The 19,258-nt window shown below is 65.6% G+C and carries 11 protein-coding genes; 9 read left to right on the forward strand and 2 right to left on the reverse strand.

What is annotated here, in order from left to right:
- Positions 1-15 precede the first annotated feature (15 nt).
- Both U1H82_RS16945 and U1H82_RS16950 read left to right on the forward strand, forming a co-directional pair.
- A complete protein-coding gene (locus tag U1H82_RS16945; RefSeq protein WP_322966142.1) occupies positions 16-534 on the forward strand; it encodes an RES family NAD+ phosphorylase in 519 nt (172 codons plus the stop codon).
- A 175-nt stretch (positions 535-709) separates the two neighbouring features.
- On the forward strand, positions 710-8,194 hold the full coding sequence (locus tag U1H82_RS16950; RefSeq protein WP_322966143.1) for an autotransporter outer membrane beta-barrel domain-containing protein: 7,485 nt from the start codon (positions 710-712) through the stop codon (positions 8,192-8,194).
- Positions 8,195-8,422: 228 nt separating this feature from the next.
- Here U1H82_RS16950 and U1H82_RS16955 read toward each other — a convergent pair whose 3' ends face one another.
- Complete coding sequence (locus U1H82_RS16955; RefSeq protein ID WP_322966144.1) at positions 8,423-8,950, reverse strand: YjaZ family protein; 528 nt, start codon at positions 8,948-8,950, stop codon at positions 8,423-8,425.
- A 230-nt stretch (positions 8,951-9,180) separates the two neighbouring features.
- On the opposite strand from U1H82_RS16955, the gene U1H82_RS16960 reads away from it, so the two are divergent.
- The 3 genes from U1H82_RS16960 (at position 9,181) to U1H82_RS16970 (ending at position 12,918) form a co-directional block, all read left to right on the forward strand.
- Entirely contained in the window at positions 9,181-11,550 is a 2,370-nt protein-coding gene (locus U1H82_RS16960) for a TonB-dependent receptor (protein ID WP_322966145.1), read from the forward strand.
- Positions 11,550-12,392: a tyrosine-protein phosphatase gene (locus U1H82_RS16965; protein ID WP_322966147.1), complete on the forward strand. Its 843-nt coding sequence runs from the start codon at positions 11,550-11,552 to the stop codon at positions 12,390-12,392. Before U1H82_RS16960 ends, U1H82_RS16965 begins: the two co-directional genes overlap by 1 nt.
- A 124-nt stretch (positions 12,393-12,516) precedes the next feature.
- Positions 12,517-12,918: a nuclear transport factor 2 family protein gene (locus U1H82_RS16970; protein ID WP_322966148.1), complete on the forward strand. Its 402-nt coding sequence runs from the start codon at positions 12,517-12,519 to the stop codon at positions 12,916-12,918.
- A gap of 68 nt (positions 12,919-12,986) precedes the next feature.
- Here the strand turns inward: U1H82_RS16970 and U1H82_RS16975 are convergent, their stop codons facing one another.
- Positions 12,987-13,883, reverse strand: a complete 897-nt coding sequence (locus U1H82_RS16975; RefSeq protein ID WP_322966149.1) for a DMT family transporter — start codon at positions 13,881-13,883, stop codon at positions 12,987-12,989.
- Positions 13,884-13,949: 66 nt separating this feature from the next.
- On the opposite strand from U1H82_RS16975, the gene U1H82_RS16980 reads away from it, so the two are divergent.
- From U1H82_RS16980 to U1H82_RS16995, 4 genes are all read left to right on the forward strand, one after another.
- Entirely contained in the window at positions 13,950-14,468 is a 519-nt protein-coding gene (locus U1H82_RS16980) for a helix-turn-helix domain-containing protein (protein ID WP_322966151.1), read from the forward strand.
- Positions 14,469-14,676: 208 nt separating this feature from the next.
- On the forward strand, positions 14,677-17,475 hold the full coding sequence (locus U1H82_RS16985) for a TonB-dependent receptor (RefSeq protein WP_322966152.1): 2,799 nt from the start codon (positions 14,677-14,679) through the stop codon (positions 17,473-17,475).
- Positions 17,476-17,651: 176 nt separating this feature from the next.
- The gene (locus U1H82_RS16990) at positions 17,652-18,818 is read left to right on the forward strand and encodes a nucleotide sugar dehydrogenase (protein WP_322966153.1); all 1,167 of its coding nucleotides are present in this window, start codon (positions 17,652-17,654) and stop codon (positions 18,816-18,818) included.
- A 233-nt stretch (positions 18,819-19,051) separates the two neighbouring features.
- Positions 19,052-19,243, forward strand: coding sequence for a hypothetical protein (locus U1H82_RS16995; RefSeq protein ID WP_322966043.1), 192 nt, complete (start codon positions 19,052-19,054; stop codon positions 19,241-19,243).
- Positions 19,244-19,258 lie beyond the last annotated feature (15 nt).

A 19,258-nucleotide genomic window follows, 5' to 3' on the forward strand; every position in this document is an offset into this window, starting at 1 on the left:
CGGAAGGGACGGCGCATGACCTATCCCTTGCGCCCTTTATGCTGCCCGGTCTGGCGGATGCTGACCATCCGGTACCAGCGCGATCCCTGGTCGGGGGAGGGCGCGCGGCTCCATGGCGGCCGCTGGAACGCGCCGGGGCAGGCGGCGCTGTATCTCGGCACCGACCACGCCACCGCCATCGCCGAATTCTATCAGGGCCTCGCCAAGCCCGGTACGCTCGCGCCCTATCGGCTGGAGGCACAGGCGATCGCCGACCTGACCGATGGGCAGGGGCGGGCGGCCGACAACAATGTGGCGCAGGCCATGGCCGCCCCCTGGAAACGCATCGCCGGGATCGAAGCCGGTATCCCGCCAAGCTGGGCGCTGGCGACATCGCTGATCGCGGGCGGCGCGCAAGGCGCCCTGGTTCCTTCCGCGCAAAATCCGGGCGGCACCGCGCTGGTCCTGTGGCACTGGCATCGCAAAGGCGAGGAGGGCGAAGGGGCCGCGCTGGACTTGCTCGATCCGGATGGGGCCTTGAGTTTCCGCCATTAAATCCTTTGGCGCGGGGTCTATACTTTGGCCGTCAAAGCATGACTATGACGTCATCCCGAACATGACGAAATCACGGACTTGTCTCTATTTCGTCATGACATGGGCGTCATGATTTCGCGTGACATGAAAGGGATTTCATCTTAGATGTCGCCCCTCAAACAGGGGGATGTCAAACATGGTGAAGGCGTTGTCGCGTGGTCGGCAGGTAAAGGCACGCGCGTTGCAGTCGAGCGCGATTCTGCTCGCAGTCATGGTGGCAGGCCCCGCCTTCGCCCAATGCACCCCCGACCCGACACAGGCGAACACGACCACCACCTGCACCGGCACCGACAGCAACGGCCTGACCGTCACGACCTCGGGCAGCACGGTCAACGTGGCTTCGGGCGCGACCGTGTCGAACAGCGGCGGCCCGGCGATTCGCTATGCCATTCCGGTGTCGAACAGCAGCTATGCCTATTCCACCCTGACGGTAGGCGGCCGCGTCGATGGTGGCACCCAGGCGGGCGTGCAGTTGACCCGCCAGACGAGCAACAACAGCTATTCCAGCCTCGACCTGACCATGACCGTCGCGGCGGGCGGCAGCGTCAGCGGCACGAACGGCATCGTCGTCGGTCAGACCGGCACCAGCTATGGCAGCACGACCGCCACGATCGACAATAGCGGCACGATCAGTGGAACGGGCACCGGCACGAATGGCTATGCGCTGCTGTCGACCGATCCGTCCTATGCCGGGTTCCAGTCGATCACCAACCGCACGGGCGGCACGATCGGCGCGATCAGCGGCGCCGTCGGCACGCTGACCAATGCGGGCACCATCGATGGCGGTAGCCGCAGCGCGATCGATGCGGGCGCGACCTACAGCTCGGCCGTTTATAGCGGCAGCTGGACGAACAATGGGACGATCAGCAACAACGGCACCGCAGCGACGCTGGCGAACCTGCGCTCCACCACACTGACGAACAGCGGCACGATCAGCAATAGCGGGACGGGCACGGCTATTGCGGGTTCGGTTGTAAATGTGACCAACGCCGCCACTGGAAGGATATCCACCACCGGGGCGACCGCCATTCAGATGGCCGCCGGTTCGCGGTTGACCAACGCCGGTACAATCGTGGGTGACATTATCTCCACTGGCAATCCCGTTACGTTCGGCAACACGGTGATCGACAACAGCGCGGGCACGATCATTGGCAACGTCAGTTTCGGACCTAGAAACTTTAGTTTTGGCTCGGGCGATGACGTCCTAGTTGTCAGTTATGTCGATGGTGCCATCCGTACCGGGATCAGCGGTACGATTGACGGCAGCTCAGGCACCGACACGTTGCGCGTCCGGTTCAACAGCGATGCGGCACTGTCTTCGGCGCTGGCATTGCCGACGGGATTTGAACAACTCAGCCTGTCCCCGGACGCTGGCAAGACCGTCACGCTGGCCAACGGCTTCACGGTTGCGGGTGCCATCCGTGTTACGGGTAGCGGTACGGTGGTCAATGCCGCGGCCCTGAACAGTAGCGGCGTCGGCGCTGGCACCGGCACTGTCCTGTCCGACGAGTCCGGCTCGTCCGGCTCGCCCAGTATTACCAACACGGGCAGCATCACTGGTACCACGTCCCAGAACAGCGGTTTCATCGTCCAGCTGGGCTCGGTGAACCGGTTCGATAACAGCGGGACGGTCACCGCGACCGGGAACGGCGTCTCGTTCAGTTCGCAAGGCGCCTTCGTCAATTCGGGGACGATCACCGCGACCGGCACCGCCGTATCGCTGTTCGGGCCGAGCTTTGCCAATTCGGGCACGATCCGCTCCACCGGTGGGATCGGCGTGACCCTGTCGGGTTCGTCGGGATCGACCTGGACCAATAGCGGCCGGATCGAGGGGGCGACCGCCGGGCTCCAGCTATCGAGCAGCCTGACCAACAGCGGCACGATTACCGCGACCGGCACCGGCGTGTTCATCAGCTATTACGGCAATCTGACCAACCAGGCGGGCGGCGTCATCACCGGGGGCACCCGCGCCATCGGGCCGAACGGCAATTTCGCAGTGTTCAATGCCCGCATCGCCAATGCGGGTACGATCAACGGCGATGTGACCTTCGGCCCGTCCTCTTCGGGTAGCTTTTATGGCAACAACAACATCTATTACGCGCTGTCGGGCGGTGTCCTGAACGGTAATCTGACGCTGTCGAACGGTGACTTGCTGGTTGCCGAACTGGCAGGCAGCAGCGGCGACCGCTTTGCGGGTATCACCGGCACCGTGTCGGGCGCGCAGGCCGGTCTGCGCTTGCGGGTGCGTACCGACACGACCGCGACGCTTCCAACCGCGACCCAGTTCACCACGGTCGGTTACGAGCTGTTCGACAAGGCGACGCTGACCCTGACCGGCACGGGCGCCAGCCGTCCGCTGACCCTGGCTGGACAGGGCACGGTAGACCTGACCGCCGATATCGCCACCACCATGGGAGCGGCGATCTCCACCACCTCGCGCACGATGGCACCCGGTGAGGATTATGCCGCCAACGCCCTGACCATCATCAGCCGTGGCACACTGTCGCTGGTGCCGGCGAACACTAACCTCTATCTGGGCGGTGTCGTCCTGCTTGGTGACAGCGACATCTTCACCAACGCTGGCACCATCGCGGCCAGCGGGCGGAACACCAGCGGCTATAACCCGATCGCAGCGATCTCGGGCGGCAAGACCGTGACCAACGAGGGGACGATCACGCTCGACGGCGCGGTCGGTGCCCAAGGCGTGCAGAGCTTTACGAACAGCGGGCGCATCGTCCAGGCCGCGAATGGCCGCGCGGGAACCGGCGTCACCGGCATCGGCACGCTGACCAATACCGGCACGATCGAGGTGGGAGGCTCGGCCGTCGCGCTCGATTACAGCGGTTATGCCACGGTGATCGAGAATAGCGGCCGGATCGCCAGCACGGGCGGCGTCGCGATCACCCAGAACTATAATTCCGGCTACGGTATCACGATCCGCAATCTGGCCGGTGGCACGATCGCGGGAGCGACGGGCCGGTCTGCGATTCAGATGTCGGGTGGCCAGATCGTCAATGCGGGCACGATCACCGGCGACGTCGATCTGGGTTACAGCACCTATGGTGGCCGCTCCTATGCCAGCGCGGTCTATACCAACAATGGGGGCACGCTGACCGGCAATCTGCGCTTCGGCGATGGCGATGACCTGTTCGTCGATACGGACGGCCAGACCGGCGTGACGGGCACGATCGATGGGGGCGGGGGGACGGACACCTACCGTCACGCCTTCACCAGATCGGCGACCGCGACGCTGGGCAAGCTGACCGCCATCAATTTCGAGCGCGAGGACGTCCAGGCGATCGGTACCGATACCGTTGTGACCGTCCAGTCGGACGCCGCACTGGCGTCGCTCGGCATCCGTGGCGATGGCCAGATCGTCAACACCGCCAATGTCGATGGCGACATCACCATCGGCGACAGCAATTATTACTATTATCCACGCCAGGAGACGCAGACCGCCCTAGCCGCCCTGACCAACCAGGCCATCGTCAAGGGCGCGATCTCCGGCCAGGTGTCGCGCTTCACCAACAGCGGCACGATTGGCGACGCGAGCCTGCGCCAGGCCGCCCTGTCGATCAACGCCGTCGGCGACATGACCTTCGCCAATTCGGGCACCATCCTGAACGACGGCAGCACGCGCAGCGTCAACCTGTCGGTCACCGAGGGAACGATCACCGCGACCAACAGCGGCACGATCGCCCAAGGGGTCAACGCGTCTGCCGGGAATTACAGCGTTTACAGCACATCGGCACCCGAAGCGCCGCAGCCGTTGAAGATCGCGCTGACCAACACCGGCACCATCGCAACCACGCTGTCCGACGGGCGATCGGCTGTCCTGTTGCAGCTCAACGACTATCGCGGGGTGGGCGGGTCGATCCAGTTCGACAATAGCGGGACGGTCACGCAGGGCGTCAACGCCTATGCCCGCCGCTCCTATCTCAGCGCGCCAGCGTCCGACGCACCGCAGTCGCTTAGCATCGCGCTGACCAACAGCGGGGCGATCACGACCACCTCGGATTACCGGACGGCCGCCCTGCTGGGGATCACCGATTTCGCGAACGCAGGCGGATCGATCCGGCTCGACAATAGCGGCACGATCGATGCCAGTGGCGTCGGCGGCTATGGCGTGCGAGCCGGATTCTACAGCAATGGCTCCGCCTCCACGGCCCCGACCGGCCCGGAGACCATCGCCGTCACCAACAGCGGCACGATCCGCGCCAATGGCGGTGGCCAGACGATCGTCGATCCTTATGCGGGCGCCAGTGTCCCGCAGGATCGCGATGCGCCCAGCACCTATATTACTGCCGCCCTGTCGATCTTCGGGAATGGTGCCACGACGGCGACGGTCGTCAACAGTGCGACCGGCGTGATCGAAGCGACCGGCGAAAAGTCGGTTGCGCTGCGGACCAACGGCGCGGCGCTTGACCTGACCAATGCGGGGACCATCCGTGGCGGCGCGGGCACCACGCTGGCCGCGAACGATAGCCTCGTCCGCCAGATCGGCACCCCCTATCTGGCGGGCGCGATCCACACGACCGGCGCCTTCGACAACAAGATTGTCAACACCGGCACCATCATCGGATCGATCGCGCTGGGCGCGGGCAATGACCGGGTCGAGAATTACGGCCAGATCCAGGGCAATGTGTTCCTGGGTGCGGGCGACGACACCTTCCTGCACCGCGCCAGCGCGACGCTGGTCGGCACGGTCGATGGCGGTGCGGGCACCGACAGCCTGATCATCGATGCGACCGGGGGCGGGACGGTCAATGGCGACCAGTTCATCAATTTCGAACGCTTCAGCCAGATCGGCCAGGGCAATGTCACCTATGCCGGGGCGTTCACCTTCGACACGCTGAGCGTGGCGGGCGGATCGGTGACGGTCGCGGCGGGCCAGACGCTGACCAGCACCGGCGCTGTGACCATCACCGGCACTGACGCGGCCGAGACGGTGACCAACAACGGCACCATCGCCGGATCGGTGGCGCTGGGCGGCGGGAACGACCGCTTCGTCAATGCCGGGCTGGTCCAGGGCGCGGTGTCGCTGGGCGACGGCGATGACAGCTTCGTCGAGGGCGCGGGTTCCAGCGTTCTGGGCGGCGTCGATGGCGGCGCGGGCACCAACCTCTATACCGCGCTGCTCAGCGGTGACCGCACGGGTCTCGGCCAGCGCAGCAACTTCCAGCAGCTCGCGGTGACCGGCTCCGGCACGTTGTCGCTGACCCTCGACCAGAGCTTCGACACGGTCGCGCTGGCGGGCACCGGGCTGAACGTCGCGCTGGCAGGCAACCGCATCGGCGCGGTCACCGGATCGGATGCAGCCGAGCAGCTGCGCGTCGATGGCGACATCGCTATCGTCTCGCTGGGCGGTGGCGACGACCTGCTCGCGCTGGGCACGACCAATGCGGCGGGTCGCTATGATGGCGGCACCGGTAACGACACGCTGGCCTTCACCGCCAAGGCGCCGGTGGTGCTGAGCGGGGTGGCGACCGGGTTCGAGACTGTGTCGCTGACTGGCAACGCGTTGACCGTCACGGGCTCGCTGGGGTCGCAAGGGGCACCGCTGAGCTTCGGCGACGGCGACCTGTCGCTGACCGTGGCCAAGGGCGGCACGCTGGCCGGGGTCATCGATCTGGGTGCGGGCAATGACGCCCTGCGTCTCGCGGCGGGTTCGGTCCTGCTCGGCAGCGTTTCGGGCGGGGCTGGCAATGACAGCGCCACGCTGGAACTCGCGGGCAACCAGATTCTGGCGGCGGGCACGCTCACCGGGTTCGAGACGCTGGCGACCGAGGGGACCGGCAACCTGACCCTGACGGGCACGCAAGGCTATGCCCAGGTCAACGCCGCGACCGACCTGACCATCGCCGCGGGCAGCAGCCTGACCGCGACCCAGGTCGCCTTCACCGGCGGGAACCAGCGCTTCACCATCGCAGGCACCTTTGCGGGCGCGGTCGATGGCGGGGCGGGCACCGACAGCATCGCACTGTCGGGGGGCACCGCCGCTGCGCCGGTCGCCTTCACCAACGTCGCCAATGTCGAGGCGCTGGCGATGACCGGCGGCTATGCCACGGTGTCGGGCAACGCGTCCTTCGGGGCGGTGGATATGGCAAGCGGTCGCCTAGTCGGGTTCGCCGGTTCGACGATGAGCGCCACGCAGTTCCTGGTCCGCCAGGGCGCGACCTTCGGCTCGGCGGGCACGGTCAACGGCAATGTGAACGTCGCGGGCATCCTCAGCCCCGGCGCGTCGCCGGGCACGATGACGGTCAACGGCAACGTCACGCTGGCCAGCGGGTCGCTATCCTATTTCGAGCTGACCCCGACCGTGTCGGACAAGCTGATCGTCAATGGCGGGCTGACCATCGGCAGCGGATCGACGTTGCAGATCGTGTCGAGCGGCGCGCTGCGCCCCGGCACCTCCTATGACCTGATCGTCGCCAGCGGCGGGATTTCGGGCAGCTACAGCAATGTGCTGAAGCCGTCCGACCTGTTCGGCTTCATCGTCCAGCGTGCCGACCGCATCCAGCTGCTCGGCCAGTTCCTGGGCGATGCTCGCTTCAGTCCGCAGGTGGCGCGCAGCATCGACTATGCCAATGCGACGCTCGCCAAGCAGCCCGCGACGAGCACGCTGTTCGCAGCCCTCCCGTCGCTGCTGACCGCGTCGGGCGCGTCCAACCCGCGTGGCTTCGCGCAAGTAACGCCGGAGGCCTATGCCTCGGCCACCCAGATCGGCGTCGACAATGCGCTGGGCCTGGTCCAGGCGGCGCGAGGGCCCGCCTTCGCCACCACGCGGGAGGATGCAGGCGTCTTCACCTTCGCCCAGACGCTGGGTCAGTGGCATACGCTAGGCGCGGACACGGGCCAGGGGACCAGCGCGGCGCAGACGCGCGGTTACGGCTTCCTGGGCGGTGTCGGCTACGGCGATCGCCAGTGGATGATCGGCGCGTTCGGTGGCTGGCTCGACACCCGCCAGTCGATTGCGCCGCTCGCCGCCTCGACCAAGGCCGACGGCGTGGTCGCGGGCGTGCATGGCCGCTACAATGCGCCCAGCGGCTTCGGCTTCGGCGCGTCGATCGTCTATGACGGCGCGCAGGCCCGCACCACCCGCGCGCTGCCGGGCACGGCCTCGGCCTTCGGGCGCTATGACGTGCACAGCTGGACCAGCGATCTGTCGGTCCATTATGCGGTCGAGATGCCGGAGGGCTGGGCGCTGACCTCGCGCGCCGGGCTCACCTATCTGCGCACCCGCCGGGCGGGCGTGGGCGAGACGGGCGGCAGCCCCTTCGCGCTCACCGTGGCGCGGCGCGACCTGGTCGCGGGCTTTGCCGATGCCGGGTTCACCATCGGCCGCAGCGATGCCTCCGACGCAGCCTTCCGCCCCTTCGTGACGCTGGGCGCGCGCTATCAGATCGAGGGCAACCGCGCCGTCGCGCTGGGCGGCTATGCGGGCGGTGGCCAGGGCCTGGTCGCACTGGGTGCGGGCCGCGCCCCGGTGGTCGGCACCGCGACGGGCGGCGTCGCCTATCGCTTTGCCAACGGCGTCGACCTCTATGCGACCGGCAGCGCGCAGACCGGCCGCGACGACCATCAGGAAACGATCGCGGCGGGCCTGCGCCTGCGGTTCTGATCGATCAGGGGTGGAGCGGGCCAGGCCGCTCCACCTCTTACCCCTCGGTTGGGCCTCAGCTTTTTATTGAACCTTTTACAACCTTGTGGCATTGAAGGATCAGCTACGGACAGCGGGGCTTCCGGTAATACGGTCGCCGCAGCATGTGCGCCTATATGGCCGGTACACCACGGTAAGGCACACCCGCACCTTTGAAGGGCCTCCGCCTAAAGCGGGGGTCCTTTCTGGTTATGGCAGCCGCTTTCCCTTATACAGGCAGGTGCGTAAGAGCATGTGCATATTATAGCGCCGCTTGACGTGACTGAAGATCACCTTGCGTACGTAACAGCTCGTAATCACCAGGTTCACATCGGCTTCGTACCCCCTGTTGGGGTATAGGTAGAAGAATACTACCTGATGCTCTCCGTCCGTCAGTTCGCGAACACGGCCGGGCGCGATATCGATAACCGCATAATTCATCGCCCGGTTACGATCGATGGAATCCCAACAAAAGTAATTCTGCTCAACCATTCGCTTCGACAGTTCGGGTAGTCCAAGCGAAAAGGCGTAGCGATCCTCGCAGAACCGCCGTGGCTTGCCGTTCTCATCTTCCAGATGGTGCGCGCCTCGCTCACACCCTTGCGAGATGGTATGCAATCCGAGGTGAATACGCGTCCGCAGATCCGACCCATCCTTACCCTTGCCAGGTAGGGCGACCACAAAACTACGAAGATGCCGCAGATCTCTTAAAACGCCATCGACTTCAATCTCGTCCATGTTGCCGATTATACGCCTTGTTGTGCAAGGCAGATAAAGGGCCGTGCATGTTTATTGCACAATCTGAAGGTCGCGCCCCTCGATTTCAAGGGGAGCGGATGGCCGTTCACCAGCCCAAAGATGACACCATTGTCATCATAAAAACCGCAGCATCCCCCCCAAACGTCATCAAGCCGCAATGATCCGGCACCAAGGGACGGCCGCATAATCCTTTGGGGGGAATCCACATCATGACTTCGTTCCACTCGCGTCTTGCGGGACGGCTCTTTGCGTCCAGCGCCCTGGCCCTGCTGGTCGCCACGCCCGCCTTTGCGGCCGATCCCGAACCTACGGCCGAGCCCGCCAAGACGACTGCGCCCGACGATCAGAAGACCAATGCCGACGGCGCGCTGAACGAGGTCATCGTCACCGCCCAGAAGCGGCCCGAGAATCTTCAGACGACGCCGATCGCCATCTCGGTCCTGTCGGCCGAGGATCTGAAGAACCGGCACGTCCAGTCGCTCGTCGACCTTCAGGACGGCGCGATCCCATCGCTTCGCGTCGCGCCCTTCTATTCGCGCAACTCGGCGCTGATCATGAACATCCGCGGCATCGGCGTGCTGGCCGACAGCAACCAGCCCGCACGCGACCAGGGCGTCGGCATCTATGTCGACGGCGTCTATCTGGGCCGCGCCCAGGGCCTCGCCACCGCGCTCTACGACATCGACAATATCGAGGTGCTGAAGGGGCCGCAGGGCACGCTGTTCGGCCGCAACACCGAAGGCGGCGCGGTCAGCATCGTCACCAAGAAGCCGACCGGCCAGTTTGACCTGTCGGCGACCGTCGGCATCGGCAATTATGGCAGCCACGAGGCCAAGGCGCATCTGAACCTGCCCGAATGGCATAATTTCAGCGTGAAACTCGACGGCGTCATCACCAAGCGCGACGGGCTGGTCATCAATCCGCTGCCCGGACAGGCCGATTTCAACGGCTTCGACCGGCGCGGCGGGCATGTGGAAGTGCTGTGGAAGCCGGAAGACGGCGTCAGCGCCGACTATGCGTTCGACACCTCCTACGATGCCTCGACCCCGCTCTATCTCCAGTCGATCACGGCCGGCACGCTGACCCGTGCGCCCGCCCTGCCGCTCCAGCCCAACCGGGTGCGCCGCGCCAGCATCGGCGTGCCGCAGCAGGACAGCATCGGCAAGACGCATGGCCACCGCCTGACCCTGGGCCTCGACCTGGCGCCGGGGCTTCAGCTCAAGTCGATCACCGCTTACCGCGAACTCGACCAGAGCCAGTATGACAATGGCGGCCAGAACAGCACCACCTACAAGCCGAACGGCAGCTTCAGCCGCTACAGCCTGGCAGGGTTCAAACAGAACCAGTTCAGCCAGGAAATCCAGCTGATCGGCGACACGCCGCGCCTGAAATATGTCGCGGGCGCCATGACCTATCGCGAGCATACCGAGGATAACGCCCAGGCGTTCAACTCGATGGTGTGGAACGCCACCGGCACTGCCGCGACCGTCGCCACCTATAACATCGCCACCGTCCCCTTCGACCGCGCCAGCCGGATCACGACGCGCAGCATCGGCGTGTTCGGCCAGGCGACCTGGACCCCGGCGATCCTGGAGGACCGGCTGCACCTGACCGGGGGCGCGCGCTACACCCGCGACATGAAGCATGGCGAGCTGTTCCTGGTGAACGGCACCACCCCCAATGTCGACGGCATGGTCGCGCCACGCGGGCTGAACGCCGCCTGGTCGCGGGTCGATCCGCTGGTGACCTTGGCCTATGACGTGACGAACGCCGTGCATGTCTATGGCAAATGGTCGGAAGGGTATAAGTCGGGCGGCGCCAATTCGCGCTCGCTGCGCTATGCGCCGTTCAACCCCGAAACGCTGTCGATGTTCGAGGTCGGCGCGAAGTCGGAATTCCTCGACCACCGCGTCCGCCTGAACCTGGCCGCCTATACCGGCGCGTACAAGGCGATCCAGATCGACTTCCAGGCCAATTACCTGCAGGTCGACAAAAACGGCAACCTGGTCCAGACCAACCGCACCACCATCGAGACGACCAATGCGCCCGGCACCGGCCGCGCCAAGGGGATCGAGGCCGAACTGGCGGTCGCACCGATGGCCGGGCTGACCCTGACCGCCAGCTATGCCTATAACGACGTGACCATCCCGGCGACGGTGAACCCCTTCCCGCAAGGGGCGAGCGGCCAGATCGTGACGACGCCGATCCGCATCTATCCGGTCTATACGCCCGCCAACGCCGCCAGCGGTGCGATCGATTATGACCGGCCGCTGGGCGATTACAGCCTGATCGCGCATCTCGACGCCAATTACGACAGCGGCTTCTATGTCAATTACAACGATCCCGCACCGGGCATCGCCCAGCCCAAGGGCGATCCGGGCTTCGTCGTCAACGGCCGGGTCGGCATCACCGATATCGCGCTGAACGGCACCGGCGCGCGGCTGGGCATCTCGGCCTGGGCGCGTAACCTGTTCAATGAACAGCATATGTTCTACAAGACGCTGAACACGCTGACCGGCGTGTCGGGCTTTTTCAACGAACCGCGCACCTATGGCCTAGAAGCGACGGTGACGTTCTGATGCGCGCGGGGCTGGTCGTCATCGCCGCGCTGCTGGCGGTTCCGGCAGGGGTGGGGGCTTCGGCCTCCGCCCCGGTCGCGGAGGTGGTCCATAGCCGCGTCCTGCCGCTACAGGGCGGGCGCAATTTCCGCGATCTGGGCGGCTATCGCACCAGCGACGGCCGGACGGTCAAATGGGGCCTGCTCTATCGCTCGGGCCAGATGCATGACCTGACCCCGGCGGATTATGTCGCCCTGCAGAAGCGGGGCATCCGCACCGTCTGCGACTTTCGCGACACGCGCGAGCGCACGGCCGAGCCGACGCTCTGGCCCGCCGGGCAAAGGCCCAAGGTGTTGAGCGACGATTATGCGCTCGACATGCGCAGCCTGATGCTGCCCGGCGATCCGGCGACCTGGACCCATGAACAGGTGGTCACGGCGATGACCGCGACCTATCCGAAGCTGCTCGCCCAGTTCAACGGCCAGTACCGCCGCATGTTCGCCGAACTGCTGGCGGGCGACGCGCCGCTCGCCTTCCACTGTACGGCGGGCAAGGACCGGACCGGGGTGGCGGCCGCGCTGCTGCTGACCGCGCTGGGCGTGCCGAGGGCGACGATCGTCGCGGATTATCTGCTGTCCAACCAGCATATGGCGCCGGCGCCCGCGCACCCGACGGGCTTCTGGGCGAAGCTGTCACCAGAGGCCGCGCGCACCTTCGCCGGGGTCGACCGCCGCTATATCGACGCGGTCTTCGCCGTGACCGACCGCCATCCGGGCGGGACGATGGGGTATCTGAAGGACGAACTGGGCTTGGGTGCGCCCGAGATCGCGAAGCTGCGGACGCTGTATCTGACGAAGGGCTAGCCCGGCCTGACCGAGGGGGCGACAGCATCGAGCGTCCCGTTGTCGCGTCGATCGGACACCATTCCGGGAAAGGGCAATCGGGAACGTGTTGGCGACCTCGCCATGCCACGCGTACAAAAGCCGCATGAACGCCGAGCATCAATCACCCGCCGCCTTAGTCCATGCCTTTTATGAAGCGCGACGGGCCAATGATCCGGACGCGCTACGCCAATGGCTGGCGGACGATGTGCGGTGGAACGAACCAGTCGTTGGCGATCATATGGGGCACCTTCAGGGGGCCGATGCGGTTGTGGACATGCTCAAGCGCGCCCTGGCCACCACGGGCGGCACGTTCTCGCTGCGGGTCGCAAGCACCGTCGAGACTGGGAGCCATTGCGCTGCTGTCATCGAGTGGAGCGCAGATAAAAACGGCCGAACCATCCGGGGGCAGGAAATGGCCGTCTTCGGTTTCAAAGGTGGTCAGATCACGGAAGCCTCGTTCTTCGCATCCGATATCAGCAACGATCAGGCGTTCTGGGAGGGCTAAGGCTGCTTTCCATTTCACGATCCCAATGGGAATGCCCCGGCTGTCTCGCGGGTCGCCCCGATCGGGAATCAGCGTTCCCGATCGGTCGAGCGGCGTGGCTTGAGTTCGCTGACCACGACACCCGCGACGATGAGCGCGGCACCGAGCAGCGCCAGCGCCGGAAGGCGATCGCCTGCCATGCGGCCGACCACGCCGCCCCATACCGGCTCGCTGGCGTAGATGATGGTCGCGCGGGTCGGCGATACTGCCTTTTGTGCCCAGTTCATGGTGAACTGGATGAGGGCGCTGGCCGCCCCGAGACCGAGCGCGGCCGTTAGCCAGACCCAAGAGAAGGATGGCAACGCCTCACCGGCAAAGGGCATGGCCGCAAAGGATAACAGGCCACCTGCCAGCACCTGCACCACCGTCACGCGCGTACTGTCCACCCGTGAGGCGAACTGACCGATCAGGATGATCTCGCCCGCAATGGCCGCCGCGCTGACGAGCGTCGCGATCTCACCCCTGCCAAGCCCCACATGCAGGGCGTCCGGCCCGGCGAGGCAGACCAAGCCCAGGAACGCCAGGCCGATACCGGCACAGGTCATCGCCTTGGGCACACGCCGCAGGACGGCCCATTGGATCAGGGGCACCATCGGCACGTACAGCGCGGTCAGGAAGGCCGACGTACTGCTGCTGACGGTTTGCAGCCCATAGGTCTGGAGCGCATAGCCAAGGAAGATGGTGACACCGACCGCGCCGCCCGCGACCAGCTCGGTACGCGTCACCCGGCGCATCGCTCGTCCGAACAGCGCCAGCCCGATCAGGCCCGCGGTCACGAACCGCAGCCCCACGAAGAACAGCGGACCACTATGCCGCATGGCGACATGGACGATGAGGAAGGTTGCTCCCCACAGCATCGTGACGCCGATCAGCGCCAGTTCCTCACGAGAGAAAAGGGGTTTGCGTGTAGCAGAAATGTGCAGCATAGTGCGCATATCGTTATGAGCAATATAGTGCGCAGTCAAGATTGCCGGGGGGATGTCCTGGCGCATATGGCGAACAACCTTCGTCGACTTCGGCGGGCCGCTGGCCTCAGTCAGGGCGCCTTGGCGGAGGCGTCGGGGATCAGTCGGCGGATGATCACGAACCTGGAGGGGGGCGATACGAATGTCAGCCTGTCCAGCCTCGACCGGCTGGCCGAGGCGTTGGGCGTCGATTTCGTCGCGATCGTCGCAGACCCGGATGCAAGCAGTCGTCAGATCGAGCAAGTGGCATGGCGCGGCCGGGACGCGGCCAGCGAGGCCGTGCTGCTGGGCAGTGTACCGGCCTTGCGCGAGGCGCAGCTCTGGCGCTGGTCGCTCGCCCCCGGCGAGCGCTATATCGCCGAGCCCGACCCGGCGGGGTGGCACGAGATGATCGCCGTCACCGAGGGCCGCCTGCGGGTGGAACTGGCGGAAGGCAACCGGACGATAGAGGCAGGCGGCTTCGCGATCTATAGCAGCGCACAGGCCTATGCCTATTTCAACGACGGAGACGCACCCGTCCGCTTCATCCGCAACGTCGTGAGTTGATGCCCAAATCACCATCCTAATGGGAATGCTTAAGGGTGCGGTGACGAAGCGATCGTCCGCGCCCGGACGCCCCCATGGAAATCGATTGTGAAGCCCCCGTCACAAACCCGTCATCGCGATAACATCGCTTCGTAACAATGCCCCGCCACGGGGGCGGGAACGACCGGCACCGGGGGGTGTCGGCACGACCAGCGCCCAGGGGAAGTTCATGCACGCCATCCGCTCCGGCATCCGCGGTCTCGCGGGGGCCTCTCTCATCGCACTGGGTCTTGCCAGCGCGCCGTCGCTGGCGATGGCGGGCGACGATGCCCCAACCGCTGCCGTGCCCGCCGCAGGGCCGATCCTGTCGGGCCGCCTCTATGACGGGACCGGCGTGGCGCTGCCCGGTGCGCGGGTGGTCGTCGAGGGCACGGGCGCGCAGGCCACGACCAATCTCCAGGGCGCGTTCAGCATCGTCACCCCCGACGAGGCGGGCGACGTCACCCTGCGCATCGATTATCTCGGCCGCCCGTCCGTGACCCATCTCGTGCCTGCGGCCGATCGCGGTCGCCCGGTCGTGCTGACCATGCCGCCCGCCGGTGGCCAGGACAATGAGGTCGTCGTCACCGGCGCCTCGCTGCTCGACAACACCGCGCGCGCGCTCAACCAGCAGCGGACCGCCGACAACACCGTCACCATCATCTCGTCCGACGCGATCGGCCGCTTCCCCGACCCCAACATCGCCGAGGCGCTCCAGCGCGCCCCCGGCGTCGGCATCGAGCGCGACCAGGGCGAGGGCCGCTATATCAACGTGCGCGGCGCGCCGTCCGAATGGTCGGCGGTCTCGGTCGACGGCATCCAGATCCCCTCGGTCGATCCGAACACGCGCGCGGTCGACCTGGATACCTTGCCCTCGGACATCGTCGCGAACCTGGAAGTGACCAAGTCGCTGCTCCCCTATCAGGATGCGGACTCGATCGCGGGCGCGGTCAACATCACCACCCGCTCGCCCTTCGACCGCAAGGGCTTTGCGCTGACCGGCATGGCGGGCACCAGCTACAACCAATATGGCAAGGGCCATGACTATCGCGGATCGGCCGCGGTCAGCGACACCTTCGGCCCGGACCGCCAGTTCGGCCTGCTGCTGTCGGGCAGCTATTCGATGACCCATCGCCAGCCCGACAATGTCGAGAACACCTGGACCCAGACCGCGAACGGCCCGCGCGTCACCGAGACGCTGTTCAAGGATTACGACACCAAGCGCCAGCGGATCGCCGGGACCGGTGCCTTCGAGTGGCGTCCCTCCGACCTGACCCATGCCTGGGTGCGCGGCACCTATGCCCGGTTCGAGGATGACGAGTTCCGCGACCGGATCGGCATATTGTGGAGCGAGGGCACGCTCCAGTCGGGATCGACCGACCGCGCCGCCACCTACCGCAACACCCGCATCGAAAAGCAGGTCCGCCACCGCAAACAGGTGAACGAGATCTGGTCGGCGACCGCCGGCATCCAGCAGCGGCTGGGCGAGGGCACGATCCGCGCGGACGTCGCCTATAGCGAAAGTTCGCAGACCTATCCGCGCCGCGACGAGCTGCTGTTCCGCTCCTCGCTTCGGCCGACTTTGTCCTATGACTTCACCGATGCCGACCTGCCCAATTATTCGCTGTTCACGACCAAGGAGCATCTCCAGACCGGCACCTACAGCTTCCGCGAGAATGCCTATCGGTCGAACACCACCAGGAATGACGAATTCACCGTCGCGGTCCGCTCCGACCTGCCGGTGAGCGATCTGGTCACCATCTCGGGCGGGGGCAAATATCGCGCGCGGCATATCACCGCCGATGAAGAGCGGTTCCGCGATCGCCGCACGACCGCCGCGCCGTCGCAGAGCCTGGCGGGGCTGTTGTCCGACCAGGAGTCGCGCAATTTCGACTATGACCTGGGGCAGCGGTTCGACACGTCGCTGGCGGATGCCTATTTCGACGCGACCAAGGCCGCGTCGCAGCGTCGCCTGCCCCAGTCGCTGACCGCCGATTTCACCGCCGAGGAGAAGATCCTCGGCCTGTTCGGCATGGCCAAATATGTGAACGACGGCACGACCCTGATCGCGGGGCTACGCGTCGAGACCACCGATTTCGAGAGCCGCGCGCCCAGCGTCTCGCGCACCGGCGCGATCACCGACGCGCGGGGGCATAATGGCTATACCGACTTCTTCCCGAACCTGACGCTGCGCCAGGCCTTTACGCCGAACCTGATCCTGCGGGCTGCGCTGAGCCGCGCGATCAACCGCCCCAACTTCCCGCAAATCGCCCCGCGCGTGCTGGAGACGAGCGAGGGCAATACGGTGCGGGTCGAGTTCGGTAATCCCGACCTGAAGCCGACCTTGTCGAACAATGCCGATGCGGGCCTGGAATATTACATCCGGCCACTGGGCGTGATCTCGGTCAACGGCTTCTACAAGGACCTGACCGACTATCGCTACACGCTGAACAGCACCGGCATGTATAATGGCGTGGGCGGGGCGATCCTCAGCCGTCCGGTCAATGCGCGCAAAGGTGAACTGTACGGCGTCGAGTTGAACTGGCAGCAGCAGCTGAGCTTCCTGCCGGGCGTGCTGAGCGGGCTCGGCGTGTTCGCCAACTATACCTATACCAAGGGCAGCGCGACGTTCGACGGGACCTATGGCGGGCGCAGCCGCTTCGCGCTGCCGGGCCAGTCGACCCATATGTGGAACGCCAGCGTCTTCTATGAGCGCGGGCCGGTCAATGTCCGCGTCGCCTATACCAAGCGCTCCGACTATCTGGACGAGATCAACGCCGATGACGCCGCCTATGACCTGTATTGGGAGGGCCGCGGCCAGCTCGACGTGACGGGCAGCGTGCAGCTGGCCAAGGGCATCAACCTGTTCGCCGAGGGCAAGAATCTGACCAACACGCCGGGCGTGCGCTATTTCGGGCAGCGGTTCCGGACCTATGAATATGAGAAGTTCGGCTACACCCTGTTCGGGGGCGTGCGGGTGAAGCTGTAAGACCATGGCCGAGAGAGCGTGGGTGGCCGAAATGGGACAATCGGCCACCCGCCATTGCCCCCGCCTCGGCTACAGCATTTGCGATTGCCGGGCCGCTCATGCATGGCACGGAGGAGACGTCGCAAATACAAGCTGACGGACGGACCGATGGTCCTGCTCGTCCGGAGATGTAAAGAATGAAAATCGCTGTTTTCGGCCTCGGCTATGTCGGAATGTCCAACGCGGTGCTGCTGGCCCAGCATAACCAGGTCGTCGCAGTCGACATTTCCCCGGAGCGCGTGGCGATGGTCAATGCGCGGACCTCGCCGATCATCGATGTGGAATTGCAGGATTTCCTGACCAGCCGCACGCTGGACCTGTCGGCGACGACCGATGCGGCTGAGGCCTTGGCGGGCGCCGATTACGTGATCGTCGCCACGCCGACCAATTACGATGTCGACACCAACAGCTTCAACACGTCGTCGGTCGAAGCGGTCATCAGCCTGGCCAAGACCCATGCGCCGAATGCCACCGTGGTCGTCAAGTCGACTATCCCGGTCGGCTTCATCGACGACGTCCGCGCCCGCCTGGGCACGACCCAAGTCGTCTTCAGCCCCGAATTCCTGCGCGAGGGCCGGGCGCTCTATGACAATCTCCACCCGTCGCGGATCATCGTCGGCGAACAGTCGGAGCGGGCGCGCATCTTCGCCGATCTGCTGGTCCAGGGCGCGGAAAAGACCGATATCGACGTGCTGTTCACCGGCACCCGCGAGGCCGAGGCGATCAAGCTGTTCGCCAACACCTATCTCGCGATGCGCGTCGCCTTCTTCAACGAACTCGACAGCTATGCCATCGCCGGTGGCATGGACACGCGCCAGATCATCGAGGGCGTCGGCCTCGATCCGCGCATCGGCACGCACTATAACAATCCCAGCTTCGGCTATGGCGGCTATTGCCTGCCCAAGGACACCAAGCAGCTGCTGGCGAACTATACCAGCGTGCCGCAGAACCTGATCCGCGCGATCGTCGACGCCAACCGCACACGCAAGGACTTCCTGGCCGATCAGATCATCGCCAAGCGCCCGAGCCGCGTCGGCATCTTCCGCCTGACGATGAAGGCGGGGTCGGACAATTTCCGCCAATCCTCGATCCAGGGCATCATGAAGCGGATCAAGGCCAAGGGGATCGAGGTTGTGGTCTTCGAGCCCAGCCTGGGCGAGGACAGCTTCTTCGGCTCGACGGTCTATCGCGACCTGGCGACGTTCAAGCAGGACAGCGACGTCATCATCGCCAACCGCAACGATCCCGAACTGGCCGATGTCGCGGACAAGCTGTTCACGCGGGACATCTTCGGGTCGGACTGATCGATCGGCGCCTTCGGAGCGGGAGGCTGTCCAATCGATACACCCCTCCCCTTCAGGGGAGGGGCAGGGGGTGGGGCGCTTCAACACGCGCCGCGCCAATGGAGAGGCCCCACCCCAACCCCTCCCCTGAAGGGGAGGGGCGCAGCTTGGCTCATGCCCGGTTTTCCGTCAGCGGCAGATCCGAATCCGCTCCCAGCCGCGATATTCGGTCCAGCAGCGGTGATAGGGGCGGTATGGCCGATAAGGCCGGTATCCATAACCGGCATCGCGCCAGCCATAACCCCCACCATAACCACCCTCATACCCACCCCAGCGCGGCGGGGGAGGGGGCGGTGCGGGAGGCGGCGGTGGGGGCGGAGGTCCCCAACCCGGGGGCGGCGGAGGCGGGGGCGGGCCCCATTCCTGCGCACTGGCATTTGCACTGAAGCCCAGCGTTGCGA

Origin of the sequence: Sphingomonas fuzhouensis (genome assembly GCF_034659795.1) — a bacterium.
In the GTDB taxonomy this organism is placed as follows: Bacteria; Pseudomonadota; Alphaproteobacteria; order Sphingomonadales; family Sphingomonadaceae; genus Sphingomonas; species Sphingomonas fuzhouensis.

What these genes read in the sequence shown, in the direction of transcription:
- U1H82_RS16980 (WP_322966151.1), top strand. Translation starts at nt 13,950, where the DNA reads ATGGCGAACAACCTTCGTCGACTTCGGCGGGCCGCTGGCCTCAGTCAG.
- U1H82_RS16985 (WP_322966152.1), top strand. Translation starts at nt 14,677, where the DNA reads ATGCACGCCATCCGCTCCGGCATCCGCGGTCTCGCGGGGGCCTCTCTC.
- U1H82_RS16955 (WP_322966144.1), bottom strand. Translation starts at nt 8,950, where the DNA reads ATGGACGAGATTGAAGTCGATGGCGTTTTAAGAGATCTGCGGCATCTT.
- U1H82_RS16965 (WP_322966147.1), top strand. Translation starts at nt 11,550, where the DNA reads ATGCGCGCGGGGCTGGTCGTCATCGCCGCGCTGCTGGCGGTTCCGGCA.
- U1H82_RS16945 (WP_322966142.1), top strand. Translation starts at nt 16, where the DNA reads ATGACCTATCCCTTGCGCCCTTTATGCTGCCCGGTCTGGCGGATGCTG.
- U1H82_RS16995 (WP_322966043.1), top strand. Translation starts at nt 19,052, where the DNA reads ATGGCCGATAAGGCCGGTATCCATAACCGGCATCGCGCCAGCCATAAC.
- U1H82_RS16960 (WP_322966145.1), top strand. Translation starts at nt 9,181, where the DNA reads ATGACTTCGTTCCACTCGCGTCTTGCGGGACGGCTCTTTGCGTCCAGC.
- U1H82_RS16990 (WP_322966153.1), top strand. Translation starts at nt 17,652, where the DNA reads ATGAAAATCGCTGTTTTCGGCCTCGGCTATGTCGGAATGTCCAACGCG.
- U1H82_RS16970 (WP_322966148.1), top strand. Translation starts at nt 12,517, where the DNA reads ATGAACGCCGAGCATCAATCACCCGCCGCCTTAGTCCATGCCTTTTAT.
- U1H82_RS16975 (WP_322966149.1), bottom strand. Translation starts at nt 13,883, where the DNA reads ATGCTGCACATTTCTGCTACACGCAAACCCCTTTTCTCTCGTGAGGAA.
- U1H82_RS16950 (WP_322966143.1), top strand. Translation starts at nt 710, where the DNA reads ATGGTGAAGGCGTTGTCGCGTGGTCGGCAGGTAAAGGCACGCGCGTTG.